The sequence below is a fragment of the Enterobacter sp. TCD1-1 genome (assembly GCF_020567405.1).
Classification (GTDB): domain Bacteria; phylum Pseudomonadota; class Gammaproteobacteria; order Enterobacterales; family Enterobacteriaceae; genus Enterobacter; species Enterobacter quasiroggenkampii.
Window position 1 is genome coordinate 1074275 of sequence record NZ_JAJCXF010000001.1, and the last position, 16062, is coordinate 1090336.

17 protein-coding genes are annotated in these 16062 nt (G+C 55.0%); 7 read left to right on the forward strand and 10 right to left on the reverse strand.

The genetic code is table 11. The features are described 5' to 3' along the window. Positions 1-62 precede the first annotated feature (62 nt). Positions 63-581, forward strand: a complete 519-nt coding sequence (gene sodC, locus LJA86_RS05240) for a superoxide dismutase [Cu-Zn] SodC (RefSeq protein WP_048030739.1) — start codon at positions 63-65, stop codon at positions 579-581. Here sodC and LJA86_RS05245 read toward each other — a convergent pair. Genes LJA86_RS05245 through LJA86_RS05255 form a run of 3 tightly spaced genes read right to left on the reverse strand, consistent with a single transcriptional unit; the run spans position 560 to position 3692 of the window. After that, positions 560-2593 carry an FUSC family protein gene (locus LJA86_RS05245; RefSeq protein ID WP_229225739.1) on the reverse strand — a complete coding sequence of 678 codons (2034 nt, stop codon included), beginning with the start codon at positions 2591-2593 and terminating at the stop codon, positions 560-562. The two genes, sodC and LJA86_RS05245, sit on opposite strands and share 22 nt — an antisense overlap. Beyond that, positions 2593-3453, reverse strand: a complete 861-nt coding sequence (locus LJA86_RS05250; protein WP_048030737.1) for an HlyD family secretion protein — start codon at positions 3451-3453, stop codon at positions 2593-2595. The genes LJA86_RS05245 and LJA86_RS05250 overlap by 1 nt, the downstream gene beginning before the upstream one ends. Before the next feature lie 2 nt (positions 3454-3455). Beyond that, a complete protein-coding gene (locus tag LJA86_RS05255; RefSeq protein WP_024909360.1) occupies positions 3456-3692 on the reverse strand; it encodes a DUF1656 domain-containing protein in 237 nt (78 codons plus the stop codon). Between the two features lie 186 nt (positions 3693-3878). Between LJA86_RS05255 and slyA the strand changes: the two genes are divergently transcribed. After that, complete coding sequence (slyA, locus tag LJA86_RS05260; RefSeq protein WP_021241135.1) at positions 3879-4319, forward strand: transcriptional regulator SlyA; 441 nt, start codon at positions 3879-3881, stop codon at positions 4317-4319. Positions 4320-4354: 35 nt separating this feature from the next. On the opposite strand, the gene LJA86_RS05265 is transcribed toward slyA, so the two are convergent. Further along, positions 4355-5716, reverse strand: a complete 1362-nt coding sequence (locus LJA86_RS05265; RefSeq protein WP_229225740.1) for a GGDEF domain-containing protein — start codon at positions 5714-5716, stop codon at positions 4355-4357. A gap of 196 nt (positions 5717-5912) precedes the next feature. Continuing rightward, a complete protein-coding gene (gene slyB, locus LJA86_RS05270) occupies positions 5913-6380 on the reverse strand; it encodes an outer membrane lipoprotein SlyB (protein ID WP_008500578.1) in 468 nt (155 codons plus the stop codon). A 255-nt stretch (positions 6381-6635) separates the two neighbouring features. Between slyB and anmK the strand changes: the two genes are divergently transcribed. From anmK to pdxY, 5 genes are all read left to right on the forward strand, one after another. After that, a complete protein-coding gene (gene anmK / locus LJA86_RS05275) occupies positions 6636-7760 on the forward strand; it encodes an anhydro-N-acetylmuramic acid kinase (protein ID WP_229225741.1) in 1125 nt (374 codons plus the stop codon). A gap of 93 nt (positions 7761-7853) precedes the next feature. Further along, positions 7854-8177 (forward strand): C-type lysozyme inhibitor, encoded by a 324-nt coding sequence (gene mliC, locus LJA86_RS05280; protein ID WP_025758348.1) that lies wholly within the window; start codon positions 7854-7856, stop codon positions 8175-8177. Between the two features lie 57 nt (positions 8178-8234). Next, positions 8235-8891, forward strand: a complete 657-nt coding sequence (gene pdxH, locus LJA86_RS05285) for a pyridoxamine 5'-phosphate oxidase (RefSeq protein ID WP_008500575.1) — start codon at positions 8235-8237, stop codon at positions 8889-8891. Positions 8892-9016: 125 nt separating this feature from the next. After that, positions 9017-10291, forward strand: coding sequence for a tyrosine--tRNA ligase (gene tyrS / locus LJA86_RS05290; RefSeq protein WP_229225742.1), 1275 nt, complete (start codon positions 9017-9019; stop codon positions 10289-10291). 66 nt (positions 10292-10357) lie between these two features. Next, the gene (gene pdxY, locus LJA86_RS05295) at positions 10358-11218 is read left to right on the forward strand and encodes a pyridoxal kinase PdxY (RefSeq protein ID WP_229225743.1); all 861 of its coding nucleotides are present in this window, start codon (positions 10358-10360) and stop codon (positions 11216-11218) included. 90 nt (positions 11219-11308) lie between these two features. Here the strand turns inward: pdxY and gstA are convergent, their stop codons facing one another. From gstA to rsxG, 5 genes are all read right to left on the reverse strand, one after another. Then, positions 11309-11914, reverse strand: coding sequence for a glutathione transferase GstA (gene gstA, locus LJA86_RS05300; RefSeq protein ID WP_008500572.1), 606 nt, complete (start codon positions 11912-11914; stop codon positions 11309-11311). 105 nt (positions 11915-12019) lie between these two features. Beyond that, positions 12020-13528, reverse strand: a complete 1509-nt coding sequence (gene dtpA / locus LJA86_RS05305) for a dipeptide/tripeptide permease DtpA (protein WP_045910333.1) — start codon at positions 13526-13528, stop codon at positions 12020-12022. Between the two features lie 591 nt (positions 13529-14119). Then, positions 14120-14755, reverse strand: a complete 636-nt coding sequence (gene nth / locus LJA86_RS05310; RefSeq protein WP_008500570.1) for an endonuclease III — start codon at positions 14753-14755, stop codon at positions 14120-14122. Further along, a complete protein-coding gene (locus LJA86_RS05315; protein ID WP_008500569.1) occupies positions 14752-15438 on the reverse strand; it encodes an electron transport complex subunit E in 687 nt (228 codons plus the stop codon). The genes nth and LJA86_RS05315 overlap by 4 nt, the downstream gene beginning before the upstream one ends. Before the next feature lie 2 nt (positions 15439-15440). Further along, complete coding sequence (gene rsxG, locus LJA86_RS05320) at positions 15441-16061, reverse strand: electron transport complex subunit RsxG (protein WP_045261492.1); 621 nt, start codon at positions 16059-16061, stop codon at positions 15441-15443. Between the last annotated feature and the right edge of the window lies 1 nt (position 16062).

Genomic DNA, 16062 nt, shown 5'->3' on the forward strand with positions numbered 1-16062 from the left:
TTCGGTGAAATCTTTGCCCCTGGTATACACTTAAGGGGCAAAAAATAACCAGCGGAGGTCATATGAAGCGTTTTGCTCTGGCAATGGTCGCGCTGGTTGTTTGCGCAGGGGCGCAGGCAGCCAGCGACGAAGTGGAAATGAATCTCGTCACCTCTCAGGGTGTGGGTCAGTCCATCGGTACGGTGAAAATCACGGAAACCGACAAAGGGCTGGAGTTCGCTCCCAACCTCAAAGCACTCCCTCCCGGTGAGCATGGTTTCCATGTTCACGCCAAAGGCAGCTGTCAGCCCGCATTAAAAGAGGGTAAAGCGTCAGCGGCGGAAGCGGCAGGGGGGCACCTGGATCCCCAGCATACCGGCAAGCATGAGGGCCCGGATGGAATGGGACACCTGGGCGATCTGCCCGTGCTGGTGGTCAATAACGACGGTAAAGCCACCGATCCCGTTGTCGCGCCGCGTCTGAAAAAGCTGGATGAGGTAAAAGGTAAAGCGCTAATGATTCATGTCGGCGGCGACAATATGTCCGATCAGCCTAAACCGCTTGGCGGCGGCGGGGCGCGTTATGCCTGCGGCGTGATCTGATCCCCAATGGTACCCGGCGGTGGTGCTTGCTCCAGCTGCGACAGCGAGCAGTGCAGCCGCCAGATTATCGAGGCCAAATCACGGGCGGCGGGGAGATGATGTCGTGCAAGCGTATCGCAGATCCGCTGTAGTTCATTCAGCGTGGTTGCCAGCGGTCGCTGCTGGACACCGCGTTCGCTCATCACATCGCGCAGCAGAGAGATGCATACATCGCGAACCTGCGACAGCGGGTCGGAACGTGTTTCCCACCCGCGAAGCTGCCAGACCACGTGCGAACAGTTCAACAGCACCACGCCCCAGCGCAGCAGCCAGCGCCGGGAAAGCGCGTCCTGGCTGTTATTGAGCTGGCTCACGTGATGATAAACCAGCGATTCATACTCGTTTTCACGAAGATGCGGTTTACGGCTGAGTTGGTCCACAAACCCCCGGCGTAACTCCCGGATATGCCTGCGGCTTTTGCGGGCATCTGAGCCGGGGCGCAACACCGCGAAAGCCAGCCACGCCAGCCCCACGCCAAGGATTTTCGCCAGGTTGTCATTAAGAAAATCGGCGTAATCATAAACCGGCGGATTGGTCACGGAGATAAACGAGCCCATAAAGACAATCAGCTGCCCCCAGAGGCCCGCCTGTTTTGGCATTTGCAGCTTGAGTAGCTGCATGGTGGTCAACAGCGGAAACAGAAACAGCAGGAACTGCCACAGATCGCTTATCTGCACCATCAGGCCAAACTTCACCACAAAACTGAACAACGACAGCAGTACCAGGGTGCGTAGCAGGAGCGTCAGCGAGTTGAACGGCGAGGCCGCGACGGAGTAAAGCACGCAGCTGATGGCAGCAAGCGTCAGGGCCGCCGTACCGGACTCCCACTGCGTGGTGATGCTCCACGTCCCCACCAGCATCAGCGCGCAGAAGGTGCGAAAACCGCTCCACAGTGCTTCCAGGTAGTCGGTATGGCGGGCGAGAGCCGGACTCCCGGGCACGTTGAACTCCGTGACCGGCGTGGCATTCTCAACCGCGTTAATCCAGCGGCTGCTGCGCAGGTAGAGTCGGCAAAAGTAATTCAGACGCTGCCAGAAGGCGCGATGGCGATAGTCGTACTCATCAACCGGGGCGAGCGGGGCGATGATCTTCGCAACGGTGTAGATGTCCGCATCCGGGCGCGCGAGAGCAGCGAGCAGCGTTTCGATGACGGCACGGGTGTTTTCCGGCGGCGTCGGCCAGTTGAGCAGCATCCGGCGCAGGCTGGAGATGGCGCTGGTCATACGCAGCTGCTGGTGTAGTAAATAATTTAGCAGGGTGTTCTGACGACGAAAGCGGTAGTGGCTCCAGAACGCCTGAATACGCAACAGATTCATCGTCAGGATCTGTCCGATCACCTTTTCATGCGCGAGGCGGATCTCATCGCTGGTATCCGGTTGCCATAGCAGGCTCGCGTGCTCAAGCAGCCGGGTGTGCATGGTCTTGAGGGCAGTGATAAGCGCGGTGCCGTCGGAGGTGCTGGGGAGGATCATCATCATGAAGCCGCCGCTGAGGATCCCGACAATGACTTCACAGACGCGCGCCTGCGCGATATCCCACAGTTCGGTGGTGTCGAGCACGTTCACCACCGGGAAGGCGATAATGGCGGCGGTATAGCCCGCCAGCTGGAAAGCATAGGCGACGTTATTGGTAAAATGGGCGCAGGCCCAGGTACAGCACCCCAGCCACGCCGCCATGCTCAGCAGGAACATCCACGGATCGTTCAGCGTATGGCCGGCGATAATTAACGCCGCCGTGGCACCCAGCAGGCTGCCGGCGATGCGCCCAAGGCTCTTACTGATCACCCCGCCGACCGTAGGAAAACTCACCACCGCGGCAGAGGTCATCGCCCAGTAGGGTTCATCCAGGTTCAGGTAATAGGCGACGGTCAGCGCCAGACACATGGCAATGCCGTTACGCAGCGCGTAGCGCCACTGAGGGCGCGTCGCTTTGATCCACGGCGTGTTTTGCCAGGAGAGTGCCGGCAGCTTCATCACCGGTTTCCGATGGAGACAGTACAGGTGGTGCCGGAGACCAGCGTGATGTCCTGCGGTAAATGGTCAAACTCCACGCGAACCGGCACGCGCTGAGCGAGACGCACCCAGGGCACGTTCGGCTTGATGTCCGGCACCAGGCCGGAATCCGTTTCGACGCTTTGATCATAAATGGCGCGGCCAATGCTGGATACGTGACCCTGTAACTTCTGCGAGCCGCTGTAAAGCGTAATGGCGGCGGGCGATCCCTCGCGAATATGGCGAAGCTTGGTCTCTTCAAAATAGCCCACCACGTAGAAGGAGTGGCTGTCGACGAGGGCAAAAACGGGTTGGCCCGTGGTGGCATAATTCCCCACGCGAGCGGAAAGGTTGGTTACCCACCCGTCAACCGGCGCGGTAATCACCGTTTGGGTCAGCTCCCACTGGGCCTGCTTCAGCGTGGCTTCGGCCACGTTGACGTTCGCCTGCATGGCCTTCACGTTGATGTTGGCAGTGTCTAAATCTTCCGCTGAGATGTAATTTTGCGATAAATGCCGGCGGCGGTTGGCCTCGTTATTCGCTTTCGCTAAGTCTGACTGGGCTTTTGCCAGCTGCGCCTCGGCGTTCAGAATCGCGATGTGGTACGGGGTATCGTCGATCCGGAAGAGTACCTCACCCTTTTTGACGTACTGGTTATCCTTAACGAGCAGCGTCGTGATGCTTCCCGACACCTGCGGAGTGATGCTGACCTGTTCAGCGCGAATTTTGCCGTCACGGGTCCAGGGGGACTGCATATAAAAATTCCACATCCACCAGCCTGCAACCAGCGCGAGGGCGAGAACAAAGAGGGTGGAAAAGTACTTCAGCGTTTTCAGAGGCATAGTCACCACACCATCAAGACAGCAAGGCCCAGACATACGGAGAGGGCAAACAGGGAAAGATCCATCAGCATGGGATGCCAGATTTCGCCGGAGTACATCCAGTCGCGAAGCAGACGATGCGCGATGAGCCAGAGAATAAAGCCCACCAGCACGGCCTTAAACAGGGGAGGAAAGTAGACTGACGCACCGAAGATCAGATCCTGAAGGGGTAACCCCTCTGAGCGATGAAAAAACGTCACGGGCAGAAATCCTTTGCAGTGAACAGAATGCCGCGTTGGCTTGTCTTAGTATGATGAAGCATCACAATTCAGTGTAAGTCATACTTTTAAGTTCGATGAATGCAGTATTGCATTTGTTTTGGCAATACAAATGCTGCACACTATTCTAAAATCAGTATAATAACTTAGCAAGCTAATTATAAGGAGATGAAATTGGAATCGCCATTAGGTTCTGATCTGGCAAGGTTGGTACGCGTCTGGCGTGCTCTGATTGACCATCGCCTGAAACCTCTGGAATTAACACAGACGCATTGGGTCACGCTGCACAACATTCATCAGCTTCCGCCCGATCAGTCACAAATTCAGCTGGCAAAAGCGATAGGCATTGAGCAACCGTCGCTGGTGCGCACGCTTGATCAGCTGGAAGAGAAGGGGTTGATCTCCCGACAAACCTGCGCCAGCGATCGTCGTGCTAAGCGGATTAAACTCACTGAGAAAGCGGCGCCTATCATCACCGAAATGGAAGCCGTCATCACCAAAACGCGCGGTGAAATCCTCTCAGGCGTTTCACCGGCGGAGCTGGAAATGCTCATCAGCCTCATTGCTCGCCTTGAGCAAAATATCCATGAGCTGCAGTCTCGCGACTGATAAACACGAAGGCCTTGCACCAGCAAGGCCTTTTTTTACTTAAAGACAACCACACGATTACGACCCGTCTCCTTCGCTTCATACATCGCCTTGTCGGCACTTTCCACGCACGCTTCTGCGGTTATCGTTGATGATGTTGCCGTAAACACCCCCATACTGATGGTGATGGGCTCCGGCAACTGACCGCCGCTGCTGGTTTTATCAAAGCTGCTTAGCTTCAGACGTATGCGCTCGGCCACCTGGTACGCGGAGTCTGACGACGTGTTGGCCAGCATCAGCACAAACTCCTCGCCGCCGATACGGGCCGCGATGTCCTGCGGGCGCACGGAATCCATCAGCAGGTTGGCGACAAACTGCAGGACTTTATCGCCCTGAAGATGCCCGTAGGTGTCGTTAATGCGCTTGAAGCGATCGAGATCGCTGACAATGACGGAAACGGGGCGGTTGGGTCTGGCGATATCCAGCGCCTGGTTTAACGATTCATAAAAATAGCTGCGGTTATAAAGGCGCGTGAGCGGATCGCGAATCGAGTTCTGATAGGACTGCTGATATTTTACGTGCGAGTCGCGATACAGTCTGAAGACATCGTAAAGCAGAACAAAAATAATCAGCAGCGTGGCGACAGTTTCAAATAACCGGGCGCGGTACCAGGAGATATCTTCGGCATGTCCACCCGCTAACAGCATTGAAAGTGTGACGATATAGCAAACGCACAGAAAATTTCCGCCTACCCAGAATAAATTGCGCACGCGCGTGACAAACATCAGCGCTACTAATGTTATCACCCAGAAAACAATTAAAGAGATATTAATGCAATGGCTCCAGAGGACCATAAACTGCCGGGTTTCATTATCAACCAGGTCAATCGATAACAAGGGCGAGTGGCTGGAATATATCCAGGCCAGTCCCACTGCACAGGCGGTAAAAAGAGACGCCCCGCTCACAATTGAGATATGCGCCAGCCGTGAAAGAGGGTATTTGCGCATGGGATAGAGTATTGCCGCCACGATGAACAGCACCGCCATTAAAAAGTGGCGGAACATATAGTAGATCATCGCATCGTTGTAGTTCACGACGTTGAACTGATAGAGATCCAGCCAGGCGGGGAAGCTGGTCAGCGTTCCGACCATCAGCAATGCGGATCCGGCAAAGGCAAAGGCGATTGCGACCAGATACAGTCGTCTTTTGTCACACCCGTATTTCATCGCCATAAAACAGGCAATAAACAGGTGAAACACCAGAAGAAAAATGGTGAGCGTAGGGAATAAAAGCGGTGAAAAGGACGGAACCCATTCAACGAGTTTTAAAAACAGCGCGTGTAATATCCCGATAACAACAAGGCAACCGAGACAGAACGCGATATAACGGCTCGGTAGAGCACGACGATTCGCAAGCATAGAATTTTTACAAATTATAATGAATAAAGAGAAGGTGATTGCGAAGAGTCTAATCAATTAATGCAGTAAATACTTTGCGCAGAAACAATATAAGGAGTGATTAATAATGGATGGGGTGAATGTATTTTGTAATTATATTTGTGAGAGTGATATATATTGTAAATGGATGTGGCCCGAAGACCACATCCACTTTTAATTAACGTGGAGAAACGGTCACCTGGCTTCCGTTGCTCGCCAGTACAACGCGCTGGCCTGCAGAGAAGCGGGTGCTGCCCTGTTTCTGAACAACCATGATCGTGCTGCCGTCGTCTTTACGAATTTCCAGCTCTACGCCCTGAGTTTTGTTCATCGCACCCTGAACGCCCTGGCCGGCTACGCCACCCGCAACGGCACCTGCGGCTGTCGCCAGAGAGCGTCCCGTACCACCGCCGACGGTATTACCCAGGAAACCACCCAGAACGGCACCGCCGATTGCGCCCATCACGTTGTTTTCATCACCACCCTGAATCTGTACAGGGCGTGCGTTAACAACGGTACCGTAAGTCACGTTCTGAACCTGTTTCGCTTCAGAAGCGCTGTAAACGTCGCCAGAAAGTGAACTGTCATTCACACAGCCAGCCAGAGTTAAACCAATCAGCGAAACGCCCAGTACACGTAAAATCATTTGAATCTCCTGTTCACCAAAAACGCCCGATTGGGGGCATCCGTTATGGCTAAATTATATGGCATAAGGAGCCATAGTTCATATCTTTGCACTAACAATAGGAAAATTGTACTTGAATTTGACTTAACGAGACATAAACAGGATCCGCCCGCGCTACCCGTCTGACATTGTTAAAAAATATTATTGCCGGATGGCAAAGCGACGCCGTTTATGGTTGAGTGGATATCCTTAGCCCACGCAACGTAAGGAAAGCGCATGAAATCGGGTCGCTACATTGGTGTGATGTCAGGCACCAGTCTGGATGGGGTAGATGTCGTTCTGGCCGCCATTGATGAAAACATGGTGGCACAGCAGGCGAGCCTGACCTGGCCAATCCCCATTTCACTGAAAGAGGATATTCTCAGTATCTGTCAGGGGCAGCAGCTGACCCTCTCCCAGCTTGGACAGCTGGATGTCCGCCTCGGGGCGCTGTTTGCGGATGCGGTGCAGGCTTTGATGCAAAAAGAACATCTTCGCCCGCAGGATGTGGTCGCCATCGGGTGTCACGGACAAACGGTCTGGCATGAGCCCATCGGAGAGGCCCCGCATACTCTGCAAATCGGCGATAACAACCAGATTGTGGCGAAGACGGGCGTCACGGTGGTCGGCGATTTCCGTCGTCGCGATATTGCCCTTGGCGGACAGGGCGCACCGCTGGTGCCCGCGTTTCATCAGGCGCTGCTGGCGCACCCTTCAGAACGGCGTATGGTGCTCAACATTGGTGGGATCGCCAATCTGTCGATGCTTATCCCCGGGCAGCCGGTCCGCGGCTACGATACCGGCCCGGGCAATATGTTAATGGATGCCTGGATCTGGCGACAGTGCGGTCAACCGTACGATAAAAACGCGGAGTGGGCGAGCGAGGGTAAGGTGATTATCCCGCTGTTGCAGTCCATGCTGAGCGATCCTTATTTTGCCTTACCGGCACCGAAAAGCACGGGGCGTGAATACTTCAACTTTGACTGGCTTGAGCGCCAGCTGGCGTCATTCCCGGCGCTCGCGCCGCAGGATGTTCAGGCGACGCTTGCCGAGCTCACGGCCGTGTCGATTTCCGAACAGGTGCTCCTCAGTGGCGGATGTGAACGCCTGCTGGTGTGCGGCGGGGGAAGCCGTAACCCGCTGGTGATGGCGCGTCTTGCCGGGCTGCTGCCGGGCACCGAAGTGTCGACAACCGATGAGGCCGGCATCAGCGGTGATGATATGGAGGCGCTGGCCTTCGCCTGGCTTGCCTGGCGCACCATTGCCGGGCTGCCGGGCAATTTACCGTCGGTAACCGGCGCGCGCGAGGCGAGCGTCCTTGGGGCGATTTTCCCGGCAAATTCGCGTCATAATCAGAGTTAACTGAAATTCAGCGCGGCGCGTCGTCGTTAAAATGGAACGAAACAGGGGGGCAGCCATGCCCTCCAGGACCAGGAAAGTCTTCGGAATACGCCCATGAAAAAACTTCTTCTTATTGCCGCCCCTTTGTTGCTGTCAGGATGCAGCGTCTACAACCAGCTCCTTGAGCGCATGCAGACCGATACGCTTGAGTATCGCTGCGACGAAAAACCGCTGACCGTGAAGCTGAACAATCCACGCCAGGAAGCCAGTTTTGTTTATGACAATAAACTGCTGACGCTGAAGCAGGGCATTTCAGCCTCGGGCGCGCGTTACACCGACGGTATCTATGTCTTCTGGTCGAAAGGCGACAGCGCCACGGTCTACAAACGTGACCGTATTGTGCTGAACAATTGCCAGCTCGAAAATCCGAAGCGTTGAGATTTTTACAGGGGCGGCGCACAATAGCGCCACCCACTCTCAATGTCAGCTAACGCCATGTCAGATAACGACGAACTGCAGCAAATTGCGCATCTGCGCCGTGAATACACCAAAGGCGGCCTGCGTCGCCAGGATCTTCCCGCTGAACCCCTCGTGCTTTTTGAACGCTGGCTGAAACAGGCCTGCGAAGCGAAACTGGCCGACCCCACGGCCATGGTCGTCGCGACGGTGGATGAAAACGGTCAACCGTATCAGCGCATCGTATTGCTCAAGCATTATGACGAGAAAGGACTGGTGTTCTACACCAACCTCGGCAGCCGCAAAGCACACCATCTGGAAAACAATCCGCGTATCAGCCTGCTGTTCCCCTGGCACATGCTGGAACGTCAGGTCATGGTGACCGGCAAAGCGGAACGTCTCTCGACGCTGGAAGTGGTGAAGTATTTCCACAGCCGCCCGCGTGACAGCCAGATTGGTGCCTGGGTATCAAAACAGTCCAGCCGCATTTCCGCCCGCGGCGTGCTGGAAAGTAAATTCCTGGAGCTGAAGCAGAAGTTCCAGCAGGGTGAAATCCCGCTGCCGAGCTTCTGGGGTGGTTTCCGCATCCCGATTGAGCAAATCGAGTTCTGGCAGGGGGGCGAACATCGCCTGCACGACCGCTTTTTATACCAGCGCGAGAATGGCGGCTGGAAAATCGACAGACTGGCGCCGTAATCCCCGAAATTTGTTGATTTAAGCGCTAGCGCACACCGCGCTTGCGCTTTATTCTATGGTCCTTTCGCATCAGGCGAAAAGTCGTGTACCGGCAAAGGTGCAGTCGTTTATACATGGAGAATTTGATGGCAAGCAGTAACTTGATTAAACAATTGCAAGAGCGGGGCCTCGTGGCCCAGGTGACGGACGAGGAAGCGTTAGCAGAGCGACTGGCGCAAGGCCCGATCGCGCTCTATTGCGGCTTCGATCCCACCGCTGACAGCTTGCATTTGGGGCATCTTGTTCCATTGTTATGCCTGAAACGCTTCCAGATGGCGGGCCATAAGCCTGTTGCCCTGGTGGGCGGCGCGACCGGTCTGATTGGTGACCCAAGCTTCAAAGCCGCTGAGCGTAAACTGAACACCGAAGATACCGTGCAGGAGTGGGTCGATAAGATCCGCAAACAGGTTGCACCGTTCCTCGACTTCAACTGTGGCGATAACGCCGCGATTGCCGCGAACAACTACGACTGGTTTGGCAGCATGAACGTGCTGACCTTCCTGCGTGACATCGGCAAGCACTTCTCTGTTAACCAGATGATTAACAAAGAGGCCGTGAAGCAGCGTCTGAACCGTGACGACCAGGGTATCTCCTTTACCGAGTTCTCCTACAACCTGCTGCAGGGGTATGACTTTGCCTGCCTGAACAAACTGCACGGTGTTTCCCTGCAGATTGGTGGTTCTGACCAGTGGGGTAACATCACCTCCGGTATCGACCTGACCCGTCGCCTGCACCAGAATCAGGTGTTTGGTCTGACCGTTCCGCTGATTACCAAAGCAGACGGTACCAAATTTGGTAAAACCGAAGGCGGCGCGGTATGGCTCGATCCGAAGAAAACCAGCCCGTACAAATTCTACCAGTTCTGGATCAACACGGCGGATGCCGATGTTTATCGCTTCCTGAAGTTCTTCACCTTTATGGATATTGAAGACATCAATGCGCTGGAAGAAGAAGACAAGAACAGCGGTAAAGCGCCACGCGCGCAGTACGTGCTGGCAGATGAAGTGACCAAACTGGTTCACGGTGAAGAAGGTCTGGCCGCGGCAAAACGCATTACCGATAGCCTGTTTAACGGTACCCTGAGCGATCTGAGCGAAGCGGACTTCGAACAGCTGGCGCAGGACGGCGTGCCAATGGTTGAGATGGAGAAAGGGGCTGACCTGATGCAGGCGCTGGTGGACTCTGAACTCCAGCCTTCCCGCGGTCAGGCGCGTAAAACCATCGCGTCCAACGCCATCACCATCAACGGTGAAAAGCAGGCCGACCCGGAATACACCTTTGTTGACGGCGACCGTCTGTATGGCCGCTACACCCTGCTGCGTCGCGGTAAGAAAAACTACTGCCTTGTCTGCTGGAAATAAGTCACAGTCTCCAGGGGCGTGGGAAACCACGCCCCTTTTGTTTTTTCAGGGTTGGGTAAGCATAAAATGAAGAACATCCTCGCCATTCAGTCCCACGTTGTTTTTGGACATGCTGGCAACAGCGCAGCGGAATTCCCGATGCGCCGCCTCGGCGCCAACGTCTGGCCCCTCAATACCGTTCAGTTTTCCAACCACACGCAGTACGGCAAATGGACCGGCTGCGTAATGCCGCCTTCACACCTCACCGAGGTGGTGCAGGGCATTGCCGATATCGGCCAGCTCAAGCGCTGTGACGCCGTACTGAGCGGTTATCTTGGTTCCGCGGAGCAGGGGGAGCATATCCTCGGCATCGTACGCCAGGTGAAGGCCGCTAACCCGGCTGCAAAATACTTCTGCGACCCCGTTATGGGCCATCCGGAGAAAGGCTGCATCGTGGCGCCGGGTGTAGCGGAGTTCCACGTCCGCCACGCGCTGCCCGCCAGCGATATCATTGCGCCAAACCTGGTTGAGCTGGAAATTCTCTGCGAGCATCCGGTTAACAGCGTAGAAGAGGCCGTAAGCGCGTCTCGCGAGCTGATCGCGCAGGGGCCTGAGGTTGTGCTGGTAAAACACCTCGCGCGCGCAGGGCTAAGTCAGGATCGCTTTGAGATGCTGCTGGTGACGAAAGAGGATGCCTGGCACATCAGCCGTCCGCTGGTGGATTTTGGCCTGCGCCAGCCGGTGGGCGTGGGGGATGTGACCAGCGGCCTGCTGCTGGTGAAATTGCTGCAAGGGGCAACGCTGCGCGATGCGCTGGAGCATGTTACTGCGGCAGTGTACGAAATTATGATGGCGACGAAAGAGATGCAGGAATATGAGCTGCAGGTGGTTGCAGCACAGGATCGAATCGCGAAGCCAGAGCACTATTTCAGCGCAACCCAGCTTTAAACACCGCCCGGCGGCGCTGCGCTTGCACGGGCCTACGGAATTCGTAGGCCGGGTAAGCGTCAGCGCCACCCGGCAACACAGTCTGCTCGGTTAATTCAACCCTTCCGCTTTCAGCGCCGCAGCCACCGCAGGACGCTCTGCCACACGCTTCATATACGATGCAATGTGGTCTAACCCTTCCAGATTCAGCTTAACCGCACGCGCCCAGCGCAGCACGGTGAACAGGTACGCATCGGCAATCGTAAAGCGCGACCCGCCAATCCACTGCTCGTCTTTCAGCGATTCGTTAACGTACTGCAGCTTTTTCTCCAGCAGGGCGCGCAGGGTAGGTTTAAACTCTTCCGGCGTATCCGGGCGGAACAGGGGAGTAAAGCCTTTGTGCAGCTCGGTGGCAATGTAGTTCAGCCACTCCAGCGTTTTATAGCGAGAAATGGTACTGACCGGGGCCAGTAGCTGGCGATCGGGCACGCTATCGGCCAGGAACTGCATAATCGCCACGCCTTCGGTCAGCAGAGTACCGTCATCCAGCAGGAGCGCCGGAACTTGTCCTTTCGGGTTAATGGCAAGAAAATCATCGCCGTTTTCCAGACGTTTTTTCATCAGATCAACGCCATCCAGCGTGAAATCTTTGCCGCTCTCGCGCAGGGTGATATGGGAAGCAAGAGAGCACGCGCCCGGTTTGTAGAACAGTTTCATCGGTAACTCCTTTTCGCTGAGGTTTCAGCTATGTTAGTGCGCAAACGGATAAAAAAAAAGCCGCTAATCAATTAGCGGCTTCTGGTCAGTCGTTTCTCACGGATATCACGCAGTAGCGGTTTTGGTCGCCTTAGCGGTCTTGTCGTCGTCCTGAGTCATTCGATTCAGTTTCGGTGCAGTCAGCAGCATCAGAGCGGCAATAACGGCAGTCGCGATACCAATCTGCATGAACACGGTACCGTAGACGTTCAGAGAAACCAGTGGATCAGTGACGTTTTCCGGTACGGCCATCAGGTTCGCAATCTTGCCTGCGATAATGGCTGCACCCGCAGTCGTCAGGAACCAGCTACCCATAATGAAGCCCATCAGACGCTGTGGCACCAGCTGTGCAACCATCGCCAGACCCAGACCAGAGATCATCAGTTCGCCGATAGACTGCAGCGCGTAGCTCAGGATCAGCCAGTTAACGGATACGATACCGGCGTCGGTAGCAAATTTGGTACCCAGCGGCAGCACCAGGAACGCGCCGGAGCACAGCACCATACCGATAGCGAATTTGTGCGGCATTGGCAGACGGTCGCCCATTTTGTTGTAGATCGCGGCCAGAATCGGGCTACCAATCATGATCCAGAACGGGTTTAGCGCCTGATACTGCTCCGGTTCGAACGCAATACCCAGGATGGAGTGCTCAACGTTACGAATGGCGAAGAAGTTCAGAGAGGTTGGCATCTGGCTGTACAGCACGAAGAAGATAATCGCTTCCAGCATCAGAATGAACGCCACGATCATCTTACGGCGGGCAGCACCCTGCATGGCGAATGCTTCTTTCGCAAAGATGACCACGATACCCAGCGCGACCACGCCCAGAACGGCACGTGCGATGCCCTGGTTGTGCAGCAGCCAGGTGGCGATCGCCGCCAGGGCAACAACGCCCACAATGGTCGCCAGCAGTTTGCCCATATGCACAGGCTCGAAGTCCGGTTTTGAACCGTAGTTTTTAACCCAGCTGCGGCAGAACAGGAAGTTCACCACGGTGATCAGCATACCGACGAAGCTCAGCGCAAACGCCACGCTCCAGCCGAATTTTGCTGCAAGCCATGGGGTGGCCAGCATTGAGAAGAACGAACCGATGTTGATGGACATGTAGTACATGGTAAATGCACCGTCCAGACGCGGATCGTCTTTGCTGTAGCAGGTAGAGAGCAGGGAGGACGGGTTCGCTTTGAACAGACCGTTACCGACGGCAATCGTCGCCATACCCATATACACGACAGCGGCATCGTGCCCTGACCATGCAACCAGACCATAGCCAATTGCCAGGACAATGGCGCCCAGCATGATGACACGTTTAGTGCCAAGGACTTTATCGCCCAGCCAGCCGCCAATCGCGACCAGACCGTACACCAGAGCACTGAAGGAGGAGAACAGCGTGATGGAATCGGCTTCGGACATACCCAGCTGTTTCACCAGGTAAACTGCCATGATCCCTTGCAGGCCGTAATAACCAAAACGCTCCCATAACTCGATAGAGAAGATGAGATAGAACGCTTTTGGTTGTTTAAAAGCGTTAAGACTCACGCTTTCATCTGTTGGTTTATTGTTTGCAGTAGACACATATACCTCTTTTTTTACATCCCATATTAACGGGGGTGTTCATAGCGTGATGGCCGTAGTCCATACGCCTTATAGTTATATTGGGAGGAGAAACGGCGGGTAATGTTCACTATCCTGCCCCATCTGGCAATACGTTTGTAATAATCTGTTACATATATCTGGAGTGGTATAATCGTCGGTTCATACAAATGTTATTCAGCGTTAAATTTTATACGATGTGTAAAGGTAGTTTTTTCGACTGGCAGAGACCCGTCAGGACCGGTGCTTGGCGATATGTTCTGCTATTTGCCGTCTCTGGTAGTGATATAGCCCAAATTCTGAAAAATAGCTGGTCTTATCGTCGGTAAAAAAAGAAGAGTGTCTTGTCAGACAAAGGCTTTAGCTCGATTTTGACAACAAAAAAATAACATGAAGTTATCAGGGTGATCGCGATCACAGATGTATAGAAATTTTCGGCTATGAAAAAAGTATTAACCTGTTTGAGCGTTAAAGCACCGAACAAGTGACAGCCTGGGAGAGACGAAAGGCGAACAAATAACGGCCAAAAGAAGCGTGTACCATCACCCTTCTTTTGGTGTGGGCTTGTGTGGCTCAGGGATACACTTTTTCTTTGTATTCGCAGAGATCTTCAATAATGCAGGAGCCGCAGCGAGGCTTACGGGCAATACACGTGTAACGGCCGTGCAGAATCAGCCAGTGATGGCAATCAACCTTAAATTCAGCCGGAACCACTTTAAGCAGCTTCTCTTCGACCTGCTCGACATTTTTCCCCGGCGCAAAGTTGGTCCGGTTAGACACGCGAAATATATGCGTATCGACGGCGATAGTAGGCCAGCCAAACGCGGTATTGAGCACCACGTTCGCGGTTTTACGACCTACGCCCGGTAAAGCTTCCAGCGCAGCACGGTCTTCCGGCACTTCGCCTCCGTGCTGTTCCAGCAGGATCCGGCAGGTCTTAATGACGTTCTCGGCTTTGCTGTTAAACAGGCCGATGGTTTTGATATACGACTTCACGCCTTCCACGCCCAGCTCCAGCATGGCCTTCGGCGTATTGGCGACCGGATAGAGCAGGGCGGTGGCTTTATTGACGCTCACGTCGGTCGCCTGTGCAGAGAGCAACACCGCGATCAGCAGCTCAAACGGGGAGGTAAAATTCAGCTCCGTCGTCGGGTGCGGGTTCTCGTCCCGCAGACGGGTCAGGATCGCAATGCGCTTTTCTTTATTCATGAGGCCTTCTCGGGTGTCCCTTCCAGAACGCTGCGCTCAGCCGCGCGGCGCTTACGTTTCTCATCAATCAGGTATTTTATCGCCAGCATCATGCCAAGGCCAATAAACGCACCGGGCGGCAGCATCGCCAGCAGGAATGGCGTATCGGTGTGGAACACTTCAATGCGCAGCGCTTTAGCCCAGCCGCCCAGCAGCGCATCTGCGCCGTCAAACAGCGTACCGTTGCCGAGGATTTCACGCAGGGATCCCAGCACGAACATGGCGCACGTGGCGCCCATGCCAATGGAAAAACCATCCAGCGCCGACATGGCTGGACTGTTTTTCACCGCGAAGGCTTCCGCACGCCCGACCACGATACAGTTGGTGACGATAAGAGGAATGAAGATCCCGAGCGACTGGTACAGACCGAACGCGTAGGCGTTAATCAGCATCTGAACAATACTGACCACCGACGCAATGATCATGACGTAAATCGGAATACGAATTTCCGACGGCGTCCAGCGGCGCAGGGCAGAGATGGAGAGGTTGGTCAGGGTCAATACCAGCGTGGTTGCCAGACCCAGACCGAGCGCGTTGGTGGCGGTGGATGTCACCGCCAGCAGTGGGCACATGCCCAGAAGCTGAACCAGCGCGGAGTTGTTTTTCCACAACCCCTGGACAATAACCTCTTTAACCTGGCTCATGATTACTCCTCACAGGCCGGAAGATTGTTGATTTGCGCGGGCAGCGTTTCAGCATACAGCCCGGCTCGTTTTACGGCATTCACCACCGCACGTGGGGTGATGGTCGCACCGGTGAACTGGTCAAACTCGCCGCCATCTTTCTTCACCGCAAACGCGGTGTCATCTTCACCATGGATCACTTTACCGGCAAAGTGCAAAATCCAGTCGCTCAGACGGGTTTCAATTTTATCGCCAAGACCCGGCGTTTCATGGTGTTCCGTCACGCGGGTGCCCAGTATGGTGCCGGAGAAATCGCTGCCCACAAGCAGCTGAATGGCACCGGAATAGCCGTCAGGCGCCGTCGCTTCCATTACTGCGCCGACCGGTTTATCCCCTTTGCGGGCAATAAAGAGGCGGTGCGGGCCTTTCCCAAGCTGCGGCGCGTCTACCACAAAGCAGCTTTTTTGCAGGTCGTTATCGTAGAAGTCGGACGGGATCACCTGATCGAACAGCGCCTTTTGCTGCTTCGAGGCCTGCTCTTCGATGGTCGTTTTGGTCAGCGCGTTAACCAGCGCCGTTAGCCCTGTCAGGACCGCGGCGAAGACAGCCAGCGTGACGCCGTGTTTTTGCATCGTTTTTAACATG

Excerpts from the sequence above, each read along its gene's own strand:
- sodC (WP_048030739.1), top strand. The coding sequence starts at position 63 with ATGAAGCGTTTTGCTCTGGCAATGGTCGCGCTGGTTGTTTGCGCAGGG.
- LJA86_RS05245 (WP_229225739.1), bottom strand. The coding sequence starts at position 2,593 with ATGAAGCTGCCGGCACTCTCCTGGCAAAACACGCCGTGGATCAAAGCG.
- LJA86_RS05250 (WP_048030737.1), bottom strand. The coding sequence starts at position 3,453 with ATGCCTCTGAAAACGCTGAAGTACTTTTCCACCCTCTTTGTTCTCGCC.
- slyA (WP_021241135.1), top strand. The coding sequence starts at position 3,879 with ATGAAATTGGAATCGCCATTAGGTTCTGATCTGGCAAGGTTGGTACGC.
- LJA86_RS05265 (WP_229225740.1), bottom strand. The coding sequence starts at position 5,716 with ATGCTTGCGAATCGTCGTGCTCTACCGAGCCGTTATATCGCGTTCTGT.
- slyB (WP_008500578.1), bottom strand. The coding sequence starts at position 6,380 with ATGATTTTACGTGTACTGGGCGTTTCGCTGATTGGTTTAACTCTGGCT.
- anmK (WP_229225741.1), top strand. The coding sequence starts at position 6,636 with ATGAAATCGGGTCGCTACATTGGTGTGATGTCAGGCACCAGTCTGGAT.
- mliC (WP_025758348.1), top strand. The coding sequence starts at position 7,854 with ATGAAAAAACTTCTTCTTATTGCCGCCCCTTTGTTGCTGTCAGGATGC.
- pdxH (WP_008500575.1), top strand. The coding sequence starts at position 8,235 with ATGTCAGATAACGACGAACTGCAGCAAATTGCGCATCTGCGCCGTGAA.
- tyrS (WP_229225742.1), top strand. The coding sequence starts at position 9,017 with ATGGCAAGCAGTAACTTGATTAAACAATTGCAAGAGCGGGGCCTCGTG.
- pdxY (WP_229225743.1), top strand. The coding sequence starts at position 10,358 with ATGAAGAACATCCTCGCCATTCAGTCCCACGTTGTTTTTGGACATGCT.
- gstA (WP_008500572.1), bottom strand. The coding sequence starts at position 11,914 with ATGAAACTGTTCTACAAACCGGGCGCGTGCTCTCTTGCTTCCCATATC.
- nth (WP_008500570.1), bottom strand. The coding sequence starts at position 14,755 with ATGAATAAAGAAAAGCGCATTGCGATCCTGACCCGTCTGCGGGACGAG.
- LJA86_RS05315 (WP_008500569.1), bottom strand. The coding sequence starts at position 15,438 with ATGAGCCAGGTTAAAGAGGTTATTGTCCAGGGGTTGTGGAAAAACAAC.
- rsxG (WP_045261492.1), bottom strand. The coding sequence starts at position 16,061 with ATGTTAAAAACGATGCAAAAACACGGCGTCACGCTGGCTGTCTTCGCC.